This window comes from Duganella sp. GW821-FHT07F09, assembly GCF_059418705.1.
In genome coordinates, this window is sequence record NZ_JBWKQJ010000009.1 from 297,275 (window position 1) to 320,077 (window position 22,803).

Here is a 22,803-nt window from a genome sequence, read left to right on the forward strand (position 1 = left end):
GCCGTAATCGGCCATGCATGCGTCATCGGCGGCGCATGCATGGCCGATTACGCTGCGCTAATCCGCCCTACGTGTCTCCGTGGTTTGGAATGGTTCAACATGCACGCCCAGCGCGGCCGCCACCGCCTGGTGCGTCACCTCGGCCAGCTCGCGCCGGTGCGCGCCTATCGTGTCGATCGGCGGCAGCACCGTCAATTTCGCCATCACCGGCGGGCCGTCGAGGATGGCGATGATGCTCTCGGCAAAGGTCATGTCGCCGATGAAATCCACCGACGGATGCCGCGCGCCCTTCGGATCGACATACGACAAGGCCACCGGTTGCACCGGCACCTTGGCGTCGATCGCCGCCTCGAACAAATTGGCGTGGAACGGCAGCAGCTTGCCCTGCGACGAAGTGGTGCCTTCGGGGAAGAACGCCACGCGCTCGCCGCGCTCCAACGTCGTCACCAGCCCCTTGAAGATATGCCGCAGGTCGCGCCGGCTGCCGCGCGAAATGAACACGGTGCCGGCCTTCTCCGCCAGCCAGCCCGCCAGCGGCCACGCGCGGATCTCGGCCTTGGCGACGAAGTGGCTCGGGTGCAGGCTGTGGACGACGAAGATGTCCAGCCAAGACACGTGATTGGCCACCACCACCGCACGCTCCAGCATGGGCGCGGCCGCCTGCTGCTCGACACTGACGTTGCACATCTTCAGCAAGCGGGTCGACCAGCGGCGGATGTGCCCGTTGCGCTTGTCCTGGCTAATCCACGGGAACACCGTGGCGCAGATTCCCATCCCCAGCAGCACGTGCAACATCACCCGCGCCAGGCGGAAGATCATCGAAATTTTCATTCAGAAAATCAGCCGCGTTGATAGGCAACGTGGCCGGCCACGATGGTGGTTTGCACCTGCCCGGTCAGGTTGTAGCCGAGGAAGGGCGTGTGCTTGCCCTGGCTGGCCAGCGCCGACGCTTCGACTGTCCACGTCGCCTGCGGATCGAAGACGCAAACATCCGCGACCGCGCCGACCGACAGCGTGCCGGCGGACAGGCCGGCCACGCGGGCGGCGTCGGCCGTGATGCGCGAGATGGCCCGCGCCAGCGGACGCATGGCGGCCTTGTCGGCACCGTTGTGCTGGCCGGCGGCGTAGTCGTCGGCCCATTTCAGGGTCAGCGACAGCAGCAACTCCAGCCCGGTGGCGCCGGGCGAGGCTTCGCCGAACGGCAGCAGTTTCTCGTCGTCGTCGACCGGCGTGTGGTCCGAGCACAACGCGTCGATGGTGCCGTCGAGCAGGCCGAGGCGGATGGCGTCGCGGTCGCGCTGGCTGCGCAGCGGCGGCGTCAGGCGCGCGTTGGAGTCGAAGAAGCCGATGTCGGCGTCGGTCATGTGGACGTGGTGGGCGCCGACGTCGCAGGTCACCGGCAAGCCTTCCTTCTTGGCCTGGCGCACCAGCTCGATGCCGGCGGCCGACGACAGGCGGCACAGGTGCACGCGGGCGCCGCTCGAACGCATCAGCTCGAAGATGGTGTGCAGCGCGATCGTCTCCGACATCACCGGCACGCCGGACAGGCCCAGGCGGGACGCCAGCGGACCGCTGGCGGCGATGCCGCCACGGCCGATGTGCGCGTCCTGCGGACGCAGCCAGACCGTGTAGTTGAAGGTTTTGGCGTACTGCATCGCGCGCAGCAGCACGTTGGTGTCCTCGATCGGTTCCTCGGCCTGGGCGAAGCCGATGCAGCCGGCTTCGGTCAGCTCGGCCATCTCGGTCAGCGCCTTGCCCTTGAGGCCGACGGTCAGCGCGCCCAGCGGGTGCACGTGGGCCTGGTTCAGGGTCTTGGCGCGGTATTTGAGCATCTCCACCAGGCCCGGCTCGTCGAGCACGGGGTCGGTGTCCGGCGGGCAGATCAAGCTGGTCACGCCGCCCTGCATCGCCGCCTGCATTTCCGATTCCAGGGTGGCCTTGTATTCGTAGCCCGGTTCGCGCAGGCGCGCCGACAGGTCGACGAAACCGGGCGAGACGATCATGCCGCTGGCGTCGATGGTCTGGTCGGCCGTGAAACCGGCCGGGGCCGTGCCGATCGCCAGCACCTTGCCGTCGGCGATGTACAGGTCGTGCTTGGCGTCGATGCCGTTGGCCGGGTCGACCAGGTGGCCGTTCTTGATATGGAGATTTTTATTCGAGTTCATTCCTGCTTTCATCCTTGCGTTCCCGCCACAATGCTCATCACCGCCATCCGTACCGCGATCCCGAACGTCACCTGCGGCAGGATCACCGCCTGCGGACCGTCCGCCACCGCCGAATCGATTTCCACGCCACGGTTCATCGGCCCCGGGTGCATGACGATCGCGTCCGGCTTGGCCAGCGCCAGGCGCTCCGGCGTCAGGCCGTAGCTCTTGAAGTATTCCTGCGCCGACGGCAGCAGCGCGCCGCTCATGCGCTCGTTTTGCAGGCGCAGCATGATGATCACGTCGACGCCCTTCAAGCCCTCTTCCATGTTGGTGAAGGTGCGCACGCCCATCTGCTCCAGGCCGCCCGGCAGCAGGGTGTGCGGGCCGATGGCGCGCACTTCCGGCACGCCCAAGGTGGTCAGCGCGTGGATGTCCGAACGGGCCACGCGGCTGTGCAGGATGTCGCCGACGATGGCCACGGTCAGGTTGGTGAAGTCCTTCTTGTAGTGGCGGATCGTGTACATGTCCAGCAGACCCTGGGTCGGGTGCGCGTGGCGGCCGTCGCCGGCGTTAACCACGTGCACGTGCGACTGCCTGGTGTCGTGCAAGTGCTTGGCGATCAGATAGGGCGCGCCCGATTGCGCGTGGCGCACGACGAACATGTCGGCGTGCATGGCCGACAGGTTGTCGATGGTGTCGAGCAGGGATTCGCCCTTGCTGGCCGACGAGGCCTGGATGTTCAGGTTGATGACGTCGGCCGACAGGCGCTTGGAGGCGATCTCGAAGGTGGTGCGGGTGCGGGTCGAGTTCTCGAAGAACAGGTTGAACACCGACTTGCCGCGCATCAGCGGCACTTTCTTGACGTCGCGGTCCGAGATGCCGACGAACGACGAGGCGGTGTCCAGGATGTGATTGAGGATGGATTTGGGCAGTCCCTCGATCGACAGCAGGTGCTGGAGTTCGCCGTTTTTATTCAGTTGCGGATTGAGCATGGTGTGGTGGGTCGCGTTAAATTATGCGTGGTCTATGGTTAGCGTGAATTTTCCATCGTCGGCGCGCTTGAGCACCAGCGCCTGCCCTTGCGGCACGGCCACATGCGCGGCGACGAAATCGGCGGCCACCGGCAACTGGCGCTCGCCGCGGTCGACCAGCGCGGCAAGCATGATGCGCGCCGGGCGGCCGTAGTCGAACAACTCGTTGATGGCGGCGCGCGTGGTGCGGCCCGTGTAGAGCACGTCGTCGACCAGCAGGATGTTGGCGGCGGCGACGTCGAAGCCGATGTTGGTCGGCTTGACCTCGGCCGGCAAGCCCTTCTTGGCGTAGTCGTCGCGGTAGAAGGAGACGTCGAGCACGCCGCAGCGGGCCGACAGGCCGAGGTCGGCCGCGAGGCGTTCGGCGATCCAGGCGCCGCCGGAGTGGATGCCGACGATGGCGACGTCGGCAACGCCTTCCAGGCCAGCCTTGACGTCGGCCAGCAGCGCCGCGTACAGCGCCTCGGCATCGAGTTGATTGGGGTTCAGTGTGGACATGGTGGTTCGCTAGGTTGCGTCGAAATATTGTTGCAGGATGATGGCGGCGGCGCGGTCGTCGATGACCTCGCCGCGCTTGGCGGAAATGACCGCCGACGAGTAGCGTTCGTCGACCAGTTCGACCGGCAGGTTGAAACGGCCGTTGAGCTGGTTGGCGAACTTGCGCGCGCGCGCCGTCATTTCGTGTTCGGCGCCATCGGGATGCATGGGCAGGCCGACCACGAGGCGGGCGGGTTTCCATTCGTCGAGCAAGGCCTGGATATCGGCAAAGCGCGTGGCGTTGTCGATGGCGGAGATGACTTTGACTGGCTGGGCCTGGCGGATCATGGTGTTACCCATGGCCACGCCGATACGTTTAACGCCGAAATCGAAAGCGAAGATGGTTTCGACGCTCACGGTTGACGAAACTCAAACATGTCACGCATGGCCGGCCTCGGACGTGAGCATCAACGGATCGATGCCCAGCAGGCGCATGGCGGCCGTGTAGCGTTCCTCGATGGGCAGGTTGAACAGGATCTCGGGGTCGGCGCCGACCGTGAGCCAGCCATTGCGGCCGATCTCTTCCTCCAGCTGGCCCGGGCTCCAGCCCGAGTAGCCGATCGACACCAGCATCCGCGGCGGGCCCTCGCCGGCGGCGACGGCCTCGAGCACGTCGATCGACGTCGTGAAGGCGATATCCTTGGTCACCGTCAGCGACGACGAGTAGCGGTGGCCCGGCGTGTGCAGCACGAAGCCACGGTCGTCCTGCACCGGGCCGCCGAACATGATGGGCTCGTCCACGTGGGATTCCAGGCCCGGCCCCTCCTCCAGCTTCAGGTCTATGCGTTCGAACAACACTTGCATGGTCATATCGGTGGGTTTGTTGATCACCACGCCCAATACGCCGTTCTCGTTGTGCTCGCAGACATACACGACAGTGCCGCCAAAGACCGGATCTTGCATGGAAGGCATTGCAATGAGGAAATGATTCGCCAGGTTCAGGGATGGGGTGGCGCTGGCGCCGATGGGACCCAATTCGTCGATCTCATCCTGTGGCTCGTCCCGGGGTTCACCCTTTCGCGGGGCGGATACAGGTAGAGTTTTGCCGATTTTGCTCTTCTTCATACGCGTTGCTCTCTCTGTGCTGGATGCATGATCTTACCGTGCCGCCGCTGTGTCTTGCTCTCTGTCCTGGACAAATGCTGTAACATCGCGCCGCTAGCAGCTGTCTCTCTCACCGATAGTTTACACTGAATTGAGGGTGCGGCCATGATTGCGTTCCCCCACGAGATTGACACAGACCGAATGAAACTAAAATCGTCCCTGGTATGGCTGCGCCGCGATTTGCGCGTTTTCGACCATGTCACCCTGAATCGGGCGCTGCTGGACAGCGCCACCGTATATTGCGTTTTTGTCTACGATACGACCATCCTGGACGCCCTGCCGCGCCGCGACCGCCGTATCGACTTCATCCACGCCAGTCTGGCCGAGGTGGCCGACGAGCTACGGCAGCTGGGCGGCCACCTGATCGTGCGCCACGCCGATCCGGTCGCCGACATCCCGGCGCTGGCGGCCGAGCTGGGCGTCGACGCCGTGTTCTGCAACCACGATTATGAACCGCAAGCGATCGCCCGCGACGCCGCCGTGGCCGAGGCGTTGCAGGATGCCGGCCGCCAGTTCTTCAGCTACAAGGACCAGGTGATCTTTGAAAAGAGCGAAGTGCTGTCGCAAACCGGCGGCGTGTTCTCGGTGTTCACGCCCTACAAGAATGCTTGGTTGAAAAAGATGACGGCCGATCCGTCGGTGCTGGCGCCGTACCACATCGAGCCGCACGCGGCGCGGCTGGCGCCGCCGCCATCGCCCGCGCCCGCGCCCGCCCTGCCGACCTTGGCCGAGCTGGGCTTCGAGCCGAGCAACCTGGCCGAGCTCAATATTCCGACCGGCATGTCCGGCGCGGCGGCGCTGTTCGACGATTTCCTGCCGCGCATCGCCGACTACAAGACGGCGCGCGACTATCCGTCGGTCAAAGGGCCGTCCTACCTGTCGCTGCATTTCCGTTTCGGCACGCTGTCGGTGCGCCACGTGGTGCGCACGGTGGTGGACCTGATGGCGCGCGGCGCCGGCGGCGAAGGCGCGCCGGTGTGGCTGGCCGAGCTGATCTGGCGCGAGTTCTACGCGATGATCCTGTTCCACAATCCGCACGTGGTGGGCGGCGCCTACAAGCCGGCCTACGACGCCATTCAGTGGGAGACGGGACCGGAGGCGGACGAATTGTTCGCCGCGTGGTGCGAAGGCCGCACCGGCTATCCGCTGGTGGACGCGGCGATGGCGCAAATCAATCAGACCGGTTATATGCACAACCGCCTGCGCATGGTGACGGCGTGCTTCCTGATCAAGGACCTGGGCATAGACTGGCGGCGCGGCGAAGCGTATTTCGCGCTGCACCTGAACGATTTCGACCTGGCGTCCAATAACGGCGGCTGGCAATGGGCGTCGTCGTCGGGTTGCGACGCGCAGCCGTATTTCCGCATTTTCAATCCGATCACGCAGTCGGAGAAATTCGACGGCGGCGGTAAATTCATCCGGCGTTATCTGCCGCAGTTGAAGGACCTAAGCGACAAGGAAATCCACGCGCCCTGGCAAACTCCGCGCATGGCGCCGCTGGATTATCCGGCACCGGTGGTCATGCACGACGAGGCGCGCAAACGCACGCTGGAGCGCTACGAAGTCGTAAAAAAACCCTCGGAGACACGTAGGGCGGATTAGGCGGAACGCCGTAATCGGCCATCTATGAGCCGCCAACGGCGCATGCATGGCCGATTACGCTGCGCTAATCCGCCCTACGTGGATCCGAGGTTATTTGCACGGTCCCGTAAAACTGTCGCGCGAGGCGCAGGTCATTTCAACAGTCCCGTGATCGCCTCCAGCAACACCGGCTCCTGGAACGGTTTGCCGAAATACGCGTTCACGCCCAGCTGCAAGGCGTAATTGCGGTGCTTGTCCGCGCTGCGCGACGTGATCATGATGATCGGAATTTCCCTGGTCCGGTCATCGCCGCGCACGTTGCGCGTCAGGTCGAAACCGTCCATGCGCGGCATTTCGATATCGACCAGCATCAAATCCGGCGTCGTGTCCTGCAACTGCTCCAGCGCGTCCACGCCATCCTTGGCCAGCAGGACGTTGTAGCCTTCGCGCTCCAGCAAGCGCTGGGTCACGCGCCGCACCGTCATCGAGTCATCCACCACCATGATGGAACGCGCGTTCGGACGCGCCAGCGCCGGATTGGCCGCCCGCGCGTACTGGCGCCGGGCCTCCGGCTGATGCGCCAGATGCTGCACCAGCGCCACCGGATTCAGAATCAGCACGATATCCCCCGTCCCCAGCACCGTCGCCCCGGCGATACCCGCCATGCGCGACAATTGCGGACCGATATTCTTGATGACCACCTCGCGGTTGCCCAGCACCTCGTCGACCTGCACCGCCAGCCGCTCGTTGCCGTTCTTGAGCATCATCACCGGCGCCGACCGCCGCGCCGGCACGGGCGCATCCACCTCGCCCAGCAAGGCGGGCAGATAATGCAGCGCCGCCTGGTGCCCCTGGATCGGCACGAAACCGCTTTGATGCGCCTCGGCCAGCGCCACGTCCTTCATCTGCAGCACCTGTTCCACCAAAATCGACGGCAAGGCATAGGTCTTGCCGCCGGCGTCGAGCAGCACGACCTGCGTGACGGCCAAGGTCAACGGCAGGCGGATGGTGAAGCGCGTACCCTTGCCTCGTTCGGAAAACATGTCGACGCGCCCGCCCAGCGATTGCGCCTCCGATTGCACGATGTCCATGCCGACGCCCCGCCCCGACAGCTCGGTCAGCGATTCGGCGGTGGAGAATCCCGGCTCGAAAATCAGGTCGGCGATCTGCGCCTCGCTGGCCTCGTCCCCTTCCAGCAGCAGGCCGCTGGCGATCGCCTTGGCGCGGATGCGTTCCAGATCGAGGCCCCCGCCGTCGTCGGTAAATTCGATGACAACCTCGTTGCCCTGCTGCGTCACCTGCACCAGCAGCTCGCCGGTCTCGTTCTTGCCCGCCTCGGCCCGGGCGGCGCGCGACTCCACGCCGTGGGCGATGGCATTGCGCAGCAGGTGCTCGAACGGCGCGGCCATGCGCTCCAACACGCTGCGGTCGATCTCCACGGCGCTGCCGCGAATGTCCAGATTGACGCGCTTGTCCACTTCCTTGGCGCTTTGACGGGCCACGCGGAACAGCCGCTCCGAGATGCTGGCGAACGGCACCATGCGCACGCGCATCAGGTCGCGCTGAAGATCGCGCGTCAGGCGCGCCTGCAGCACCAGGTCGTTGCTGGCGGCATCGACGCCACGGGTCAAACTCTCGTGGAACGAGGCGACGTCGTTGACGCTTTCCGCCATCATGCGGGTCAGCTCCTGCAGCCGGGTGAAACGGTCGAATTCGAGCGGATCGAATTCGCGGTCGCTCGACACCGACATGCGCGAGGCGATCTGCGATTCGGCCTGCATTTCCACCTCGCGCAACTGGCGGCGCAGGCGGCCGAGGTTTTCGGAGAAGTCCAGCAGCGACGAGCGCAAGGTGGCGACTTCGTTCTCCAGCTTGGAGCGCGAGATCGATACCTCGCCGGCCTGGTTGACCAGGCGATCCAGGATATCGGCGCGCACGCGCACCAACGGCGATTTGGCGCCGGCCGGCGGCTCCTCGCCCGGCGGTACCACGTGCGGAATGCCGGCCACGTCGTCGGCGGCGATATCGGCGCCGGGCGCGGCATCGCCGCCAGCCGGCGCCGGCGCGTCGGCTTCCAAGCTTTCGACGTCGGCGGCGAGACCGGCGACACCGGCTTGGGCCGGGATGGATTTGAGCGCGTCCGGCTGCTGCAATTGTTCGAACAGCAACAAGGCGTGGTCGTAGTGCGCGAGCAGCTCGTCGAACGCCTGCGGCGTGACAAAGCCGGCGTGCACCATATTCTCGATATGGGTTTCGATTTCATGCGCGTGCTGGCCCAGGCGCATCGCGCCGGCCATGCGCGCGCTGCCCTTGACCGTGTGCAGCAGGCGTAGCAGGCCTTGCGCGTGCGACGTGTCGGCCGGATTGTGCTGCCAGGCGCGCAGTGCTTCGCCCACTTGCGGCAGCAGGTCGGCCCCCTCTTCAAGGAAGACCGGCAGCAGGTCGGCGTCCAGTTCGTCGTTGAAGAGCGCGGGCGCGGCGGCCAGGATCTCCGGCTCGGCCGGGGCCAGTTCGATGATCTCGGCGTCCAGCGCCGGTTCCGGTTCCAATTCCGGTTCCGGTTCCGGTTCCAATTCCGGTTCCGGTTCCAATTCCGGTTCCAATTCCGGTTCCGACGGCGCGGCCATATTCAGCGGCGGCTCGGCGAAAGCGTCGTCGAAGGCCGCGTTGAACAAATCGTCGATGCTGTCATCGGCGCGCGCCTCGGCCTTTTTCGGCTCCGGCGCGGGCACGGGGGCGTCCGATTCCGGCGCGCTCCCGCTGAGCATGTCGTAGGCATCCCTGAACAAGCGGTCCAGCGGCGTCTCTTCCGCTTCGGGCGGCAGCGGCGGCGAGACGATGTTTTCCATCGTCTCCGCCACCAGATCATCCAGGCGCGCCTCGATATCCTGGCCGGCGCCCGGCGGCGTGGCGGCCAGTTCCCCGCTCAACTGTTGCAAGGCGGCGATCAGCTCCGGCTGCGCGGCGGGCATATCCCCCTGCGCAAAACTCCCCAGCATCTGGCGGATGCGCTCTATCGCGAAGTCCAGCAGATCGTGCTGCGCCTGATCCAGATGCGGAGCGGGCGGCAGCAGCGCTTGCAGCGTCGCCTCCAGCGCCAGCGCCACCTCGCGCAACACCTTGAAGCCGACCGTGCCGGAAGTGCCGGCCAGCGTGTGGGACGCCTGCAGCGCCTCGGGATTGACCGGTCGGCGCGGCTCGTGGCGCCACTCGCCGAAGTCCTGCTGCAGCAGGCGAACCAATTCGTCCGTCTCGTGCAGATAGATGTTGTACAGCGGCAGAGGGATGTCCAACCCGCCGATATGCTTGACGTTGTCGTCGCGCGGCGCCAGCGGCGGCGCCACGGTGGGGAACTCGATGACGTTGCCGGTGGCGGAAGGCGCCGCCGGCGCCGTGGCCTCCGGTGCCGCTGGCGCTTCATCCGCCGCCGGAACGGCTTCCCCGATGAAGAATTCGCCCCCCTCCTGAACACGCAGGGCGGCGGCCACCAAAGCGTCGGCGTTGCGGGCCGATACGCCGGCGGACGCCAACTCCGCCACCCAGGCGCCCAGCTCGCGCGCGGCGGCCGCCAACAACTCGAACAGCGCATCGGACGACGGCCGTTCCTCGGCCAGCCAGGTATTCATCACCCGCTCGACGGCATGCGCGGCGTCGGCGAACTGGTTCAGACCCACCATCCGCCCGCTGCCCTTGAGCGTGTGGAAGGAGCGGCGCAACATGATCAGGGACTGCTCGCCGCCGGATTCCGGACCTGGCTTCGCCAGCGTTTCATCGACAAAGTCCAGCACCTCGCGCGCCTCGGCGATGAAGATCTCGAGCAGCTCCGCCTCCACCGCCGCGTCGCTGGCGGCGGGCGGCGGCGCTTCCGCCGGCATCGACGACGGCGCAGGGGCAAGCACTTCCTGGTCCAGCACCGGTATCGACTCCGACTCCGCCATCTTCTTGAACGGCACCGAACGGAAGGTCCCCTGCTGCGCGTCGAAGGCAAACCGCTCGCGCGCGCCGGCCGCGTTCTGCGCCAGCATGTCGACAAAAAAACCCAGCGCGCCGACGTTCTGCGCGATGTCATCCAGCGCCTTCTGCTCCTGCGTGGAATCGCCGCCGCCGGCGGCCAGCGACAGCACCCCGGCCTTGACGTGCCGCGCCGCCTTCATCGCATCGTCCTGATCGAGCATCGCCAGCGCGCCCTGCAACTGGTGCAGCACCGGATCGAGTTCCGCCAGCGACGGGCGCTTGGCCGGATCGATGTAGTACTCGTCGAGCACCTTCTCCACCTGGCGCAAGCCGGTTTTCATTTCCAGCGCCAGCGCGATCGCGGTGTCGTCCTGCCGCATCCGCCGCGCCAGGCCGCTCTGCCACTGCGCCGGCTCCGGCGGCGTATCGCCGGACACCAGCGCCAGCAGCCTGGCGCCTATCGTATCGGCATTCGCCGCGAAGTCGGCCGGCAGGTGGCGGATCTGCTCCAGGCCATGCTCGGCGAACAGCAGCGCGGCCGCCATCTCCAGCGCCAGCTCCTCGCTGCGGCCGGCCGAGACGGCGGTGCGCGCCACATCGGCCAGCTGGCGCATCAGCGCGCCGAGGGCCGGCATATTCAGCTTGTCGCATTCGCCCGCGACGTCGGCCAGCGCGGTGTCGAACGCCGCGTCCAGACCGGGATCGATCTCCGCCTCGGCCAGCCTGTCCCAACTGGCCTTGGCCTGCGCCATGCCGGTCCTGGCGCGCTCCAGCGCCTCGCTGTCGATCTGGCCGTAGCGGCGCGTCTCGTAATCGGCCGGCGCCAGGCCGTCGAGCGCGAAAAAGGCGCGCATCTTCCTCGCCGTCGGCGATTCGGTGTCGGCGCCGGCCGCCGCGATGAAGAACAGCGCGTCGCGCAACATCGTGTCCGGCTGCGCCACGGTGCCCTGGCTCAGACGGCGGATCTGCAGATTGATCAACCCGAACAGCTGCTTCACATACAGGCCGCCCGCCAGTTCGCCGCCGGCCACCAGCTCGGCGAAGCCCTGCATCGCCAGCCAGAAGGTGCGGGCCTTGTGGTCGCGCTGCGCATCGGCGACCAGCTTCACGGCGTCGAGCAGCGCGGCGGCATGTTCCCGCTGCTGCGCCGGTTCCGTGCTTTTCATATAAGGCAGCAGCGCGCGTTCGAAACGCTGGCGGTGGGCCGGGTAATCGGCCACCCCGTCGGCCACCCCGTCGGCCGCCGCGCCAGCGCCCTCGCCGCTTGCGGCGTCATCGGCGTCCGGCGCGCCGGACAAATCGGGGAAGAACAGGTCCGCCGGGTGTATCCGGTCGGCGCCTATCATCTCCTGCACCGCGCGGTAGTAAGGGAAGAGCCTGGCCGGCTGCGACGGCGCGCCCTCCAGCAGTTCCTCCAGATACTCGACCAACGCCTGATACAGCTGCGACACCGCCTCCACATTGTCGGTGCTGCACTTGACCGTGCCGGCCTTGAACCGGTCCAGCGCCGCCTCGGCCAACTCCGTCATCCGGCTTACGCCGTCGATGTCGACCATCTGCAGCGCGCCATGGGCCTGGTGCAAATGCGATTTCGCATGCTGCAGCTGCGTCGCCTGATCTTCCGCCGCCCTGCCGCCCGCCTCGACCAGCGCGGTCCTGGAGCGCGCCAGCGACTCCCGGATTTCGACCATCACCCAGGACAGCGGGCCGGTATCCAATTGCGGTTGTGGTGGTGTCGAAAAATCAGTTGTGGTCATGCTTGCCTAGGCCTTTCAATGAGGTGCGCGGCGTGCGTTCAGGACGCGATGCGGAATCGCGCCACCGAGTTTTTCAATTCCTGCGCCAGCACCGACAGTTTATGGATCGATTGCGCGGTTTGCTGCGTGCCGTCCTGCGTCTGCTCGGTCACCGTCAGGATGTGCTGGATATTGTGCGCCACGCCGTTGGCAGATGTCGCCTGCTGGCCGGTGGCGAGCGAAATCCCGGAAATCAGTTCGGCCAGCCGGTTCGACACCTGCGAAATGTCGTTCAGCGCCGCGCCGGCCGCGTCGGACAGGCGCGCGCCCTCGACCACGCCCTGGGTCGATTTTTCCATCGCCGCCACCGCGTCGTGGGTATCGGTCTGAATGGTGCGCACCAGCGCGCCGATCTGCTTGGCCGCTTCGGCCGAGCGCTCCGCCAGCCGCTGCACCTCCTCCGCCACGACCGAGAAGCCGCGCCCCGCCTCGCCGGCCGACGCGGCCTGGATCGCCGCGTTCAGCGCCAGCACGTTGGTCTGTTCGGTGATGTCGGAAATGAGCTCGGTGATCTCGCCGATCTCCTGCGACGATTCGCCCAGCCGCTTGATGCGCTTGGAGGTGTCCTGGATCTGGTCGCGGATCTCATGCATGCCCTTGATGGCGTTTTCCACCGCCGTCGAGCCCTGCCGCGCCGCCGCCACCGACTGGCGCGCGACGTCGGCCGATTCGCTGGCCGAGCGCGACACGTCGGTGATCTCGTTGGCCATCTTGGCCACGGTGGCGCTGGCGTCCTGGATCTCGCGCGACTGCCGCTGCGACGCCTGCAACAGGTTGCTGGCGATGTTCTGCGCGTGCGTGGACGCCTTGGTCACCTGCTCCGCCGTCACCGTCACGCGCCCCACCAGCCCGCGCAGCTCCTCGACCGTGTAATTGACCGAGTCGGCGATCGCGCCGGTGATGTCCTCGGACACGGTGGCCTGCACCGTCAGATCGCCGTCGGCCACTTCCTGCAGCTCGTTCATCAGGCGCAGGATCGCCGCCTGGTTTTGATCGTTCATGGCCTTGGCTTCCTCCTCCTTGCGCTGCGACTGCTGGCGCATCGCTTCGGCCTCCTGGCGGCGGCGGTCGGCGCCGCGTGTGCGGTTGTGGGAGTCCATCAGCAGCACGCGGCCGATGGCCGCCGCCGTGACCAGGGTCAGCAAGCCGCCGGCCACCATCAGCCAGAACGTCAGGCCGAGCGAATCCTGGTCTTCGCGGTAGGCCTGCTGCAGCACCGAAAGGCGTTGGCGCAGCGCTTCGTTGTCGTTGAAGATCAACTGCTCGGCGGTTTTCGCGGCGCTGAATTTATCCAGTTTGTTGAGGATCGCCGTCACCAGCTTTTGATACTCCTCGAAGTCGCCTTTGAGCGAAGTGAACTTCTCGCGCAGGTCCGGATCGCGCACGGCAGCGATCCCCAGCGGCGCGCTGCCGTTCAGGAAACCGTCGACCGTGTTGCGGAACACCGTCGTGTCGCGGCCCAGCTGGAACGCCGTCTCCGAACTGATGCCGCCGGCGGTCAGGAATTCGCTGGCGCCACGGCTCATGCGCTGGGTCAGCATGGACAGCCCGCCCAGCGCGGCCAGCTCGCGCCCCGTGCCGCCGCGCTGCAGCTTGATGGCGGTGATTTCCTCCGTGCGCGCCAGCAGGTCGGGCGACATCGTGTTCAGTCTTTGCAGCGTCTTGTCGACGCCGCTCAGGTCCGCCTTGAGGGTCAGGATGGTGTCGGCGGCGATGTCGGTCGCGCTCCATTGCTTGCTCGCGGCCAGCACAACGGGCGCCAGGTCGGCGCGCGGCTCGCCGATGTCGCGGCCCTGATAGGTGCCGCCGCGCGTCATCAGCTTGATGTCGTTATTGAGTTCCTTGCGGCTTTCCTCGAGCTGGCGGAAGCCCTCGGCGCTGCCTTGCACGGCGTTCGGCGCCGCCTTGCCGATACGCTGGGAGTGCATCAGCGCGTCGCTGGCGATCTGGGTCTGCGTCGAGCGGTTGTTGCTGTGGATGGTGTTAAGCGCGACGAACACCGCGCTCGCGCCAAGGCCGACGGCCAGCGCGGTCGACAAAATGCTCAATTGGCGCTGCGCCGGCAGATGGCCGATCAGCGGCAGTTTAAGGCCGGCGCCGGTCTCGGAGACAGTCCCGCGCGTGCCCAGGCGGCCCAGCGCGTCGCGCAAGCGCAGCGGGGCGCCGCCGTCGGCGCTGGTATCGGCAATATCGGCGGTATCGGCGGCGGCATGCATGAACTGCGAATCGCCGGCCTCGCCGAATTCCGAATTCGAGGTCCCATCCTGGTCGGCATTCCGGTTGCCATTCGAGAAACTACCCATCTTGAAAGCCATTCCACCCTCTCCGGATTAATTTTATGCGACCCGCGATGCGGCTGCTGCCCGTGTCGTCCACCTCACCCGCGTCACCCGCAGTGTACGTGCATCACAAACCAACCTGCAGAAAACCCGGCTCGCGCACCAGCTGCGCCAGATCGATCCGGGTCCAGCGCTGGCCTTCGGCGTCGTCGAAATGCTGGCCGCACCACGCGCGACCCTGTTCGGCCGCCTGCGCCCCGGTCACGGCCCGCATGTCGGCCAGCTTGCGCAGGCCCAGCACGCGGCCGGCCAGCAACGCGCAGTTAAAGCCCAGTCCCGGCGCGAAGGTGATGAAGCGGCGCTCCGACACTGCGGTGTCGTCGGCGCCGGTGCCCTGCCCCTGGTAGCGCGCCAGGTCGATCACGCCGGTCAGGTTGCCGCGTATATTGGCCAGGCCCTGGTACCAGTCCCGCGTCAGCGGCACCGGCATCACCGGCTGCGGCGGCACGATCTCGCCGATCTGGGTCAGGTCCAGCAGGCACAAACGGCCGCCGATCAGCACACCCAGTTCGCGCCCGCCGACATTGGCGCCGGTCTTGGCCGCCTGCATGCGCTCGAGCAGCTGCACCTGGTACTGGCGCAGGCGGCTGCGGCGTTCCGTGCCGGCCGGCGGGGTGGCGCCATCTGGCGCGCGGCTGTTCATCGCCTAGCCCAGGGCGGCGATTTTGGCCAGCAGATCGGCCGCGTCGACCGGCTTGACCAGGTAATCGCGCGCGCCCTGGCGCAGGCCCCAAATGCGGTCGGTCTCCTGGTTTTTGCTGGAACAGATAATCACCGGCACATCCTGCAGCTCCGGGTCGCGGGCGATCGAGCGGGTGACCTGGAAGCCGTTCGCGCCGGGCATGACCACGTCCATCAGGATCAGCTGCGGCTTGTCGGCCTTGATCTTGGCCAGCGCCTCCTCGCCGTTTTCGGCCACGGACACCGAAAAACCGTTGCGCACCAGGATATCGGTCAGATAGTAACGTTCGGTGGGCGAATCGTCGACGATCAAAATGCGGTGTATGGCCATAATTCCCTCTGCGGTTTTCTTATTCTGGTGACGGGACGGACGCGCCGCCGGTGTGCTCACGCACGGCGGCCAGCAGGCTGTCCTTGGTAAAAGGTTTGGTCAGATAGGCGGCCGAGCCGACCATCGCGCCGCGCGCGCGGTCGAACAGGCCGTCCTTGGAGGACAGCATCAGCACCGGCGTGGCATGGAATTTCGCGCTTTTCTTGATCAGGGCGCAGGTCTGGTACCCGTCCAGGCGCGGCATCAGGATGTCGCAAAACACCAGCGCCGGGTGGTGGTCGTTGATCTTGGCCAGGGCGTCGAAGCCGTCTTCGGCCAGCACCACCTGGTAGCCGGCCTGGCTCAGGAAGATCTCGGCCGATCGACGTATCGTGCTGCTATCGTCGATCACCATGATTTTCAGGGCCGAATCGGGCACATTAGCTTGCGGCGTGGTCGTCATAATCGAATCGCTGGAATGATGCTACACGATAGCATAGGCGGAGCGGCCGGCACGCCTTGCTGGCGCCGGCCGCCGTTGGCCGGGTAAAATCAACGCGCGCCGGCAGGCGTCAGAGCGCGACCATCTCGAAATCGTCCTTGCGGGCGCCGCATTCCGGGCAGCTCCAGTTCATCGGCACGTCGGCCCAGCGGGTGCCGGGGGCGATGCCTTCGTCCGGGAGGCCGGCCTGCTCGTCGTAGATCCAGCCACAGATCAGGCACATCCAGGTCTGGAACTCCTGCGTTGTTTCATTGCTACTCACGTTCTGCCACCCTTCAATCAAGTAAAATGCTGAATTAGGTATCTTAATCTACCAGCCGTGCAAAACCAAACTTCTCCTCTCATATTAAGCTTCGGCGCTGCCGATCCGGCCGGCGCGATGGGCGTCCAGGCCGACCTGGCGGCTTTTTCGGCCCTCTCCTGCACCGGACTTGCGGTCACCACCGCGTTGCTGATCGGCGACAGCGCGCGCGTCGAGGACGTGCAGGAAATCGATCCCGACTGGGTCTCCGACCAGGCCCGCGTGGTCCTGGAGGACATGACCATGGCGGCCTTCAAGGTCGGCGCGTTGACCAATATCGAGCAGGTGGCGGCGATCGCCGAGATCCTGTCCGACTATCCGGACGCGCCGCTGATCCTCGATCCGTTCAGCAGCCGCCTGCCCGACCTGCCCGACGACGACGCCGAAGAGCTGCTCACCGCCGTGCGCCAGTTGCTGGTGCCGCAGGCGACCTTGCTGATGCTGTCGCTGGTGGAACTGGGCCGGCTGGCCGAGACCTGGCGCGAAGGCGCCGAGGACACGCTCGAATCGGACGTCGAACACCTGCTGGCGTTGGGCTGCGAGTTCGTGCTCGTCACCGGCACCGCCGCCGGCACGCCGCAGGGCGACGCGACATCGCCCAACATCCTGGCCAACACCCTGTTCGGCGCCGAGGGCATGATCAGCCACGACGCCTGGCAGCACCTGCCGGGGCCCTTCCTCGGCGCCGGCGGCACCTTGTCGGCCGCCATCACCGCGTTCATGGCGCGCGGCGCCGACGTGCCCGAGGCGGTGGCGGCGGCGCAGGAATACACCGTCGGCGCGCTGGCGCACGCGCAGCGCTACGGCATGGGCAAGTTCGTGCCCAACCGCTTTTTCCATTTGCTGACCACGGCCGCCGACATGCAGTAACCATCCATGCGCGCCGTCCACACACCTGCCACCGAAGATGCCAACATGACCACGAACTCGATCACCCCCTCCAAAAACGATACCCTGTTCGCCCGCGCCCAGAAAACCACGCCGGGCGGCGTCAACTCGCCGGTGCGCGCCTTCCGTTCGGTCGGCGGCACGCCGCGCTTCATCACCCGCGCCGAAGGCCCGTACTTCTGGGACGCCGACGACAAGCGCTATATCGACTACATCGGCTCCTGGGGGCCGGCCATCGTCGGCCACGCGCATCCGCTGGTGGTCAAGGCGGTGCAGGAGGCGGCCGCGCGCGGGCTGTCGTTCGGCGCGCCGACCGAGGGCGAAGTGCTGATGGCCGAGGAGATCTGCCGCCTGGTGCCGTCGATCGAGCAGGTGCGCCTGGTGTCGTCGGGCACCGAGGCGACCATGAGCGCGCTGCGCCTGGCGCGCGGCGCCACGGGCCGCGACAAGATCGTCAAGTTCGAAGGCTGCTATCACGGCCACGCCGATTCGCTGCTGGTCAAGGCGGGCAGCGGCCTGCTCACCTTCGGCAATCCGACGTCGGCCGGCGTGCCGGAGGACTTCGTCAAGCACACCTTGGTGCTGGACTATAACAACGTCGAGCAGCTGGAGGAGGCGTTCGCCTCGTTCGGCGACGACATCGCCTGCGTCATCGTCGAACCGGTGGCCGGCAATATGAATCTGATCAAGGCCAGCGAGGCCTTCCTGCAGGCGATGCGCGCGCTGTGCACCAAGCATGGCGCGGTATTGATCTTCGACGAGGTGATGTGCGGCTTCCGCGTGGCGCTGGGCGGCGCGCAGGAATTGTACGGCATCAAGCCCGATCTGACGGCGCTGGGCAAGGTGATCGGCGGCGGCTTGCCGGTGGCGGCCTTCGGCGGCAGCGCCGAGTTGATGGGCAAGATGGCGCCGCTGGGCGCCGTCTACCAGGCCGGCACGTTGTCGGGCAATCCGGTGGCGGTGGCGGCCGGCATGACGACCTTGCGCATCATCCAGGAGCCGGGCTTTTACGAGAAATTGAGCGCCACGGCGGCGCGCCTGGCGGCGGGGTTGACCGAGGCGGCCAAGGCGGCCGGCGTGGTGTTCTGCGCCGATTCGGTGGGTGGCATGTTCGGTTTGTATTTCAGCGAGACGCCGCCGAACAATTACGCCGAGATGATGGCCGGCGACCGGGCGCGTTTCAACGCCTTCTTCCACGCGATGCTGGACGAGGGCGTGTATTTCGCGCCGGCCGCGTTCGAGGCGGGGTTCGTGTCGGCGCAGCACAGCGACGAAGTGATCGACGAGACCATCGCGGCGGCAAGCCGGGTGTTCAAGCGGTTGGGCGCCTGATTCGGGCCGCTGGCGGATCACACATGGCGGATTACGCTACGCTAATCCGCCCTACGTGTTTGCGCGGTTTCTCCACGTCGGCCTATGAACACCACTGAGACACGTAGGGCGGATTAGCGCGCAGCGCGTAATCCGCCATCGCCGCGCCGCCAACACCGGGTCAGGTTTCGATCACGCCCGTATTGAAGTTGTACTCGAACAAATCCCCATACCGCCCCCACTCGATGGCCACGCGCAGCGCGCGCTCGGCCTCTTCGTCGCTGAGCGTGAACCGCAGCAGCTTGAGGAACAACTCCTCCGGCAAATCACCCGACTTGTCCTGCTTGAGCCCATGGCAGATGTACGCCACCAACGGCACATGCTCCAGCAACTGCGCACCGAACATCGCCTGCCGCTCGGCGTTGGCCGCCACCGCGTAGCGCCCGCCCAGCTCCGTCAACAAAATATCGCCGTTGGTCAGATAAGCGAACCCCAGCAAAATCAGCGCGTTGAGCACCTCCAGCAGCTCGGCGTCGGTCAGCTCGGTCTCCTCGGCCAACTGCGGCAAATCCGCCCGCCCGGAGAACGGCTCCTCGGCCAGCAACTGCAGTATCCCCTCCATGTGCGCGATGTTCGCCTGCGGCAGACGGTCGCCCAGCTGCAGCTTGACCTCCTTCTCGCTGATCAAGCCGCGCCGTCCCGCCCCCGCCGTCATCAACTCGTACACCTGGTCGATCAGGTGGCGCACCTCCGGTCCCTCCGCCTTGCGCGGCTGCGGCAGCGATATCGGCAGCTCGGCGCGCACCCGTCCCGGATCGCTGGCGAAGATCAGCACCCGGTCCGCCATCATCACCGCCTCCTCGATGTTGTGCGAGACGACCAGGATCGCCTTGGTCGGAATCCGCCCCGACTGCCATAGCTCCAGGATTTCCTCGCGCAGGCGCTCGCCGGTCAGCACGTCCAGCGCGGAGAACGCCTCGTCCATCAGCAGCACCTCGGGCTCCATCACCAGCGCGCGGGCGATGCCGACGCGCTGGCGCATGCCACCCGACAGCTCGCGCGGCAGCGCGCCCTCGAAGCCCGACAGGCCGATCAAATCGATCACCTTCTCGGCGCGCTGCGCCCGTTCCGCCGCCGGCATGCCCTGGGCCTCCAGACCCAGCTCGATATTCTTTTGCACCGTCAGCCACGGGAACAGCGCGAACGACTGGAACACCATGCGGATGCCGCGAGCGGTGCCGTACAGCGGCATGCCGCGATACAGCACCTGGCCGTCGTCGGCCGGGATCAGCCCCGCCATGATGCGCAGCATGGTCGATTTACCGGACCCGGACTGCCCCAGCAGCGCGACGATCTCGCCCTCGTGCAGGGTGAAATCCACGCCCTGCAGCACCGCGCGCGCGGAGCCGTCGGCGGCGCGGAAGTGTTTGCCGACCGATTTCAATTCGACGATAGGTGTGCCCATGATATGCCCTTAATTCAGAAATGCAGCCGGCTCTCGGCCAGCGTGTACAGGCGGCGCCAGACGAAGTGGTTGAAGCCCATGACGAAGATGCACATGACGCCGATGCCCAGCGCGATGCGCGGGAAGTCGCCGGTGGCGGTCATCTCGGCGATGTAGCTGCCCAGTCCATGCGCCTTGACGGTGGTGCTGCCCCAGCTGACGTATTCGGCCACGATGCTGGCGTTCCACGAGCCGCCCGACGCGGTGATGGCGCCGGTGACGAAGCTGGGGAAGATGGCCGGCAGCAGATAGCGCCGCCATTTGAGCCAGCCGGTCAAGCCGAAGTTCCGCGCCGCGTGACGCAGCTCGGTCGGTATCGTCGAGGCGCCGGCGATCACGTTAAACAGCAAATACCACTGGGTGCCGAGTATCATCAGCGGCGACAGCCAGACGTCCGGATTCAGATGGAAGCGCATGATCAGGATCACCGCCACCGGGAACACCAGGTTGGCCGGGAACGCGGCCAGGAACTGCGCCACCGCCTGCGTGCGCGAGGCCCAGCGCGGATTCATGCCGATCCAGACGCCGACCGGCACCCAGATCACGGACGCCAGCACCAGCAGCAGCATCACCCGCAGCAAGGTGTAGAGGCCAAGCACGAACACGCGTCCGACCTCGCTCCAGCCGACCTCCGTGCTGATGAAATGACCCAGGGTCCACAGGGCGTAGAAGACGACGGCGGCGATGATCGCGTCCCACACCCGCTGCGCGCCGGGCGCCTGCGTGTGGCGGCGCGCGCGGATCGAGGTGCCGTCGTGCCCCAGGCGGAACAGCGCGATGGAGCGCGACAGCAGGTCGCCGCACCACGCCACCAGCGCCTGCGTGCGCTCGGTGCGGCGCAGCCACGTCAGCAGCCACGATTGCTGGGCCGTGTCGCCGCCGGTTTCCTCGAAGCGGAACTTGTCGGCCCACGCCAGCAAGGGCCGGAAGAACAGCTGGTCGTACATCAGCACCGCGATCAGCATGGCGAACACCGCCCAGCCCATCGCCCCCAGGTCGCTGCGCTCGATCGCCAGCGCGATGTACGAGCCGATGCCGGGCAGCTTGATGTTCTGGTTGGAGACCGAGATCGCCTCCGACGCCACCACGAAGAACCAGCCGCCGGACATCGACATCATCATGTTCCACAGCAGGCCCGGCATGGCGAACGGCAGCTCCAGGCGCCAGAAGCGCTGCCAGCCCGAGAGCTGGAACACGCTGGCCGCCTCCGACAATTCGGCCGGCACGTTGCGGAAGCCCTGGTAGGCGGAGAAGGCCATGTTCCACGCCTGCGACGTGAAGATGGCGAAGATCGCCGCGCACTCCACGCCCAGCAGGTTGCCGGGGAAAAGCGCGATGAAGGCCGTCACCGTGATCGACAGGAAGCCGAGGATGGGGATCGACTGCAGGATGTCGAGCAACGGCACCAGCACTTTTTCGGCCAGCTTGTATTTGGTGGTCAGCGCGGCGAACACGCAGGCGAAGACCACCGACGCGCCCAGCGCGATGAACATGCGCAGGGTGGTGCGCAGCAGGTAATAAGGCAGGTTGACCGGGTCGAGCGACAGCGGCAGCACCTGGCCGAGTTCGTAGGGCCGCGCCATCTGCTGGCCGCCATAGGCCAGCAGCACGAACACGGCCAGCACGATGGGCAGCAGCGCCCAATCCCAGCGGTTGCCGCCGGCCTCGACCACCTGGCGCGGGAAGAACTGGCGTTTCTTGTTCATGACTTATGGCCGGTAGAGTGAGACTGGCGGCCATTCTAAAGGAAACAAGTGTCGACTTTATTACGGTTATGAAAGCCGGTCCGCGACCGCTCAGGACACGGATATTTCATAAATGACGATTTTGATGACGCCTCCCATCCGGCGTCGGCAATCATGGCAAGGAGCCACTAATTCGTTGCCGAAACGCAACCAAATCATCATTTCCGTCAATTTCCGGCATTTCCTTGAGGAAATTCAGTACAATCGCCACAAGATGTGCGATCACGCACCGATAGAAAGCTAACCGATGCCCCATAGCAAAGACTCCGTCCTGACCACGCGCGCGACCGCCGAGTTGCTGGGCGTCGCCGTCAGCACGGCCCAGCTATGGATAGAAAATGGTGCGATCCCGTCGTGGAAGACGCCCGGTGGCCACCGCCGTGTGCGCCTGAGCGCGGTACGGCGCTTGATGGAGCAGCGCAACGGCGATATCGCGCCGGCCGCCGCCGTCAAGGCCAGGATCGCCAGCGGCGTCGAATTCCTGCCGGCCGCCGCGCCGCCGTACCCGGTCGCGCACGACGAAGCCGAACGCCTGCTGGCGCTCGACGCGGCGCGGCTGGTGGACACGCCGCCGGAATCGGTGTTCGACCGCCTGACGTGGCTGGCGAGCCAGGTCACGGACTCGCCGATGGCACTGATCAGTTTGTTGACCTCGCGCCGCCAATGGTTCAAGTCGCGCATCGGCATCGACGCGGGCGAGACGCCGCGCGAGTGGGCTTTCTGCAGCCACGCCATCTTGCAAAACGGGCTGTTCGTGGTGGAGGACGCGACCCGCGATCCACGCTTCCAGGACAATCCGCTGGTCATCGGCGAACCACATATTCGTTTTTACGCCGCGTTTCCGCTGCTCGACGGCGGCAACCATCCACTGGGCACCTTGTGCATCCTGGACCGGGAGCCGCGCAAACTGAGGGACCGCGAAGTGCGTTCCCTGCGCGAACTGGCGGCGTTGGCATCGGAAGAGATTCAGCGCCGCGTTCCGCGCTAAGGATCGCAACACCACGCGCCGCCTCCACCTTCGCCGGCGCGTTCAAAAATTTAGCATCCGTAGTTCTGTATCGATAGCAGCAAA

Annotated in this window: 18 protein-coding genes; 4 read left to right on the forward strand and 14 right to left on the reverse strand. The window is 66.1% G+C overall.

The features are described 5' to 3' along the window. Positions 1–57: 57 nt before the first annotated feature. The 6 genes from AC07P1_RS23815 to AC07P1_RS23840 are packed head-to-tail and all read right to left on the reverse strand — an operon-like array spanning position 58 to position 4,780. Positions 58–831, reverse strand: a complete 774-nt coding sequence (locus AC07P1_RS23815) for a lysophospholipid acyltransferase family protein (protein ID WP_494698171.1) — start codon at positions 829–831, stop codon at positions 58–60. Positions 832–839: 8 nt separating this feature from the next. Beyond that, complete coding sequence (locus AC07P1_RS23820) at positions 840–2,165, reverse strand: dihydroorotase (RefSeq protein ID WP_494698172.1); 1,326 nt, start codon at positions 2,163–2,165, stop codon at positions 840–842. 8 nt (positions 2,166–2,173) lie between these two features. Continuing rightward, the gene (locus AC07P1_RS23825; protein ID WP_090323630.1) at positions 2,174–3,139 is read right to left on the reverse strand and encodes an aspartate carbamoyltransferase catalytic subunit; all 966 of its coding nucleotides are present in this window, start codon (positions 3,137–3,139) and stop codon (positions 2,174–2,176) included. 21 nt (positions 3,140–3,160) lie between these two features. Continuing rightward, on the reverse strand, positions 3,161–3,676 hold the full coding sequence (gene pyrR / locus AC07P1_RS23830) for a bifunctional pyr operon transcriptional regulator/uracil phosphoribosyltransferase PyrR (RefSeq protein ID WP_363498027.1): 516 nt from the start codon (positions 3,674–3,676) through the stop codon (positions 3,161–3,163). A gap of 9 nt (positions 3,677–3,685) precedes the next feature. Then, on the reverse strand, positions 3,686–4,072 hold the full coding sequence (gene ruvX, locus AC07P1_RS23835; protein ID WP_363498024.1) for a Holliday junction resolvase RuvX: 387 nt from the start codon (positions 4,070–4,072) through the stop codon (positions 3,686–3,688). 21 nt (positions 4,073–4,093) lie between these two features. Further along, positions 4,094–4,780 (reverse strand): YqgE/AlgH family protein, encoded by a 687-nt coding sequence (locus AC07P1_RS23840; RefSeq protein ID WP_494698173.1) that lies wholly within the window; start codon positions 4,778–4,780, stop codon positions 4,094–4,096. 180 nt (positions 4,781–4,960) lie between these two features. Between AC07P1_RS23840 and AC07P1_RS23845 the strand changes: the two genes are divergently transcribed. Further along, the gene (locus tag AC07P1_RS23845; RefSeq protein ID WP_494698174.1) at positions 4,961–6,421 is read left to right on the forward strand and encodes a cryptochrome/photolyase family protein; all 1,461 of its coding nucleotides are present in this window, start codon (positions 4,961–4,963) and stop codon (positions 6,419–6,421) included. A gap of 131 nt (positions 6,422–6,552) precedes the next feature. Here the strand turns inward: AC07P1_RS23845 and AC07P1_RS23850 are convergent, their stop codons facing one another. From AC07P1_RS23850 to AC07P1_RS23875, 6 genes are all read right to left on the reverse strand, one after another. Beyond that, positions 6,553–12,111 carry a hybrid sensor histidine kinase/response regulator gene (locus AC07P1_RS23850; RefSeq protein WP_494698175.1) on the reverse strand — a complete coding sequence of 1,853 codons (5,559 nt, stop codon included), beginning with the start codon at positions 12,109–12,111 and terminating at the stop codon, positions 6,553–6,555. 38 nt (positions 12,112–12,149) lie between these two features. After that, entirely contained in the window at positions 12,150–14,465 is a 2,316-nt protein-coding gene (locus tag AC07P1_RS23855) for a methyl-accepting chemotaxis protein (protein ID WP_494698176.1), read from the reverse strand. A 91-nt stretch (positions 14,466–14,556) separates the two neighbouring features. Beyond that, positions 14,557–15,132, reverse strand: coding sequence for a chemotaxis protein CheW (locus AC07P1_RS23860; RefSeq protein ID WP_494698177.1), 576 nt, complete (start codon positions 15,130–15,132; stop codon positions 14,557–14,559). 3 nt (positions 15,133–15,135) lie between these two features. After that, entirely contained in the window at positions 15,136–15,501 is a 366-nt protein-coding gene (locus tag AC07P1_RS23865; protein ID WP_494698178.1) for a response regulator, read from the reverse strand. A 19-nt stretch (positions 15,502–15,520) separates the two neighbouring features. Continuing rightward, positions 15,521–15,943 (reverse strand): response regulator, encoded by a 423-nt coding sequence (locus AC07P1_RS23870; protein WP_315213633.1) that lies wholly within the window; start codon positions 15,941–15,943, stop codon positions 15,521–15,523. 109 nt (positions 15,944–16,052) lie between these two features. Continuing rightward, positions 16,053–16,244: a rubredoxin gene (locus tag AC07P1_RS23875; RefSeq protein WP_315213631.1), complete on the reverse strand. Its 192-nt coding sequence runs from the start codon at positions 16,242–16,244 to the stop codon at positions 16,053–16,055. A gap of 57 nt (positions 16,245–16,301) precedes the next feature. Between AC07P1_RS23875 and thiD the strand changes: the two genes are divergently transcribed. Continuing rightward, positions 16,302–17,153 (forward strand): bifunctional hydroxymethylpyrimidine kinase/phosphomethylpyrimidine kinase, encoded by an 852-nt coding sequence (thiD, locus tag AC07P1_RS23880; protein WP_494698179.1) that lies wholly within the window; start codon positions 16,302–16,304, stop codon positions 17,151–17,153. A gap of 45 nt (positions 17,154–17,198) precedes the next feature. Continuing rightward, positions 17,199–18,503: a glutamate-1-semialdehyde 2,1-aminomutase gene (gene hemL / locus AC07P1_RS23885; protein WP_494698180.1), complete on the forward strand. Its 1,305-nt coding sequence runs from the start codon at positions 17,199–17,201 to the stop codon at positions 18,501–18,503. A 160-nt stretch (positions 18,504–18,663) separates the two neighbouring features. Here the strand turns inward: hemL and AC07P1_RS23890 are convergent, their stop codons facing one another. Further along, entirely contained in the window at positions 18,664–19,947 is a 1,284-nt protein-coding gene (locus AC07P1_RS23890; RefSeq protein WP_494698181.1) for an ABC transporter ATP-binding protein, read from the reverse strand. A 14-nt stretch (positions 19,948–19,961) separates the two neighbouring features. Then, a complete protein-coding gene (locus AC07P1_RS23895; RefSeq protein WP_494698182.1) occupies positions 19,962–21,692 on the reverse strand; it encodes an ABC transporter permease in 1,731 nt (576 codons plus the stop codon). Positions 21,693–21,978: 286 nt separating this feature from the next. Here AC07P1_RS23895 and AC07P1_RS23900 point away from each other — a divergent pair, with 286 nt between their 5' ends. Next, positions 21,979–22,719 carry a GAF domain-containing protein gene (locus AC07P1_RS23900; RefSeq protein ID WP_494698183.1) on the forward strand — a complete coding sequence of 247 codons (741 nt, stop codon included), beginning with the start codon at positions 21,979–21,981 and terminating at the stop codon, positions 22,717–22,719. Positions 22,720–22,803: the final 84 nt, after the last annotated feature.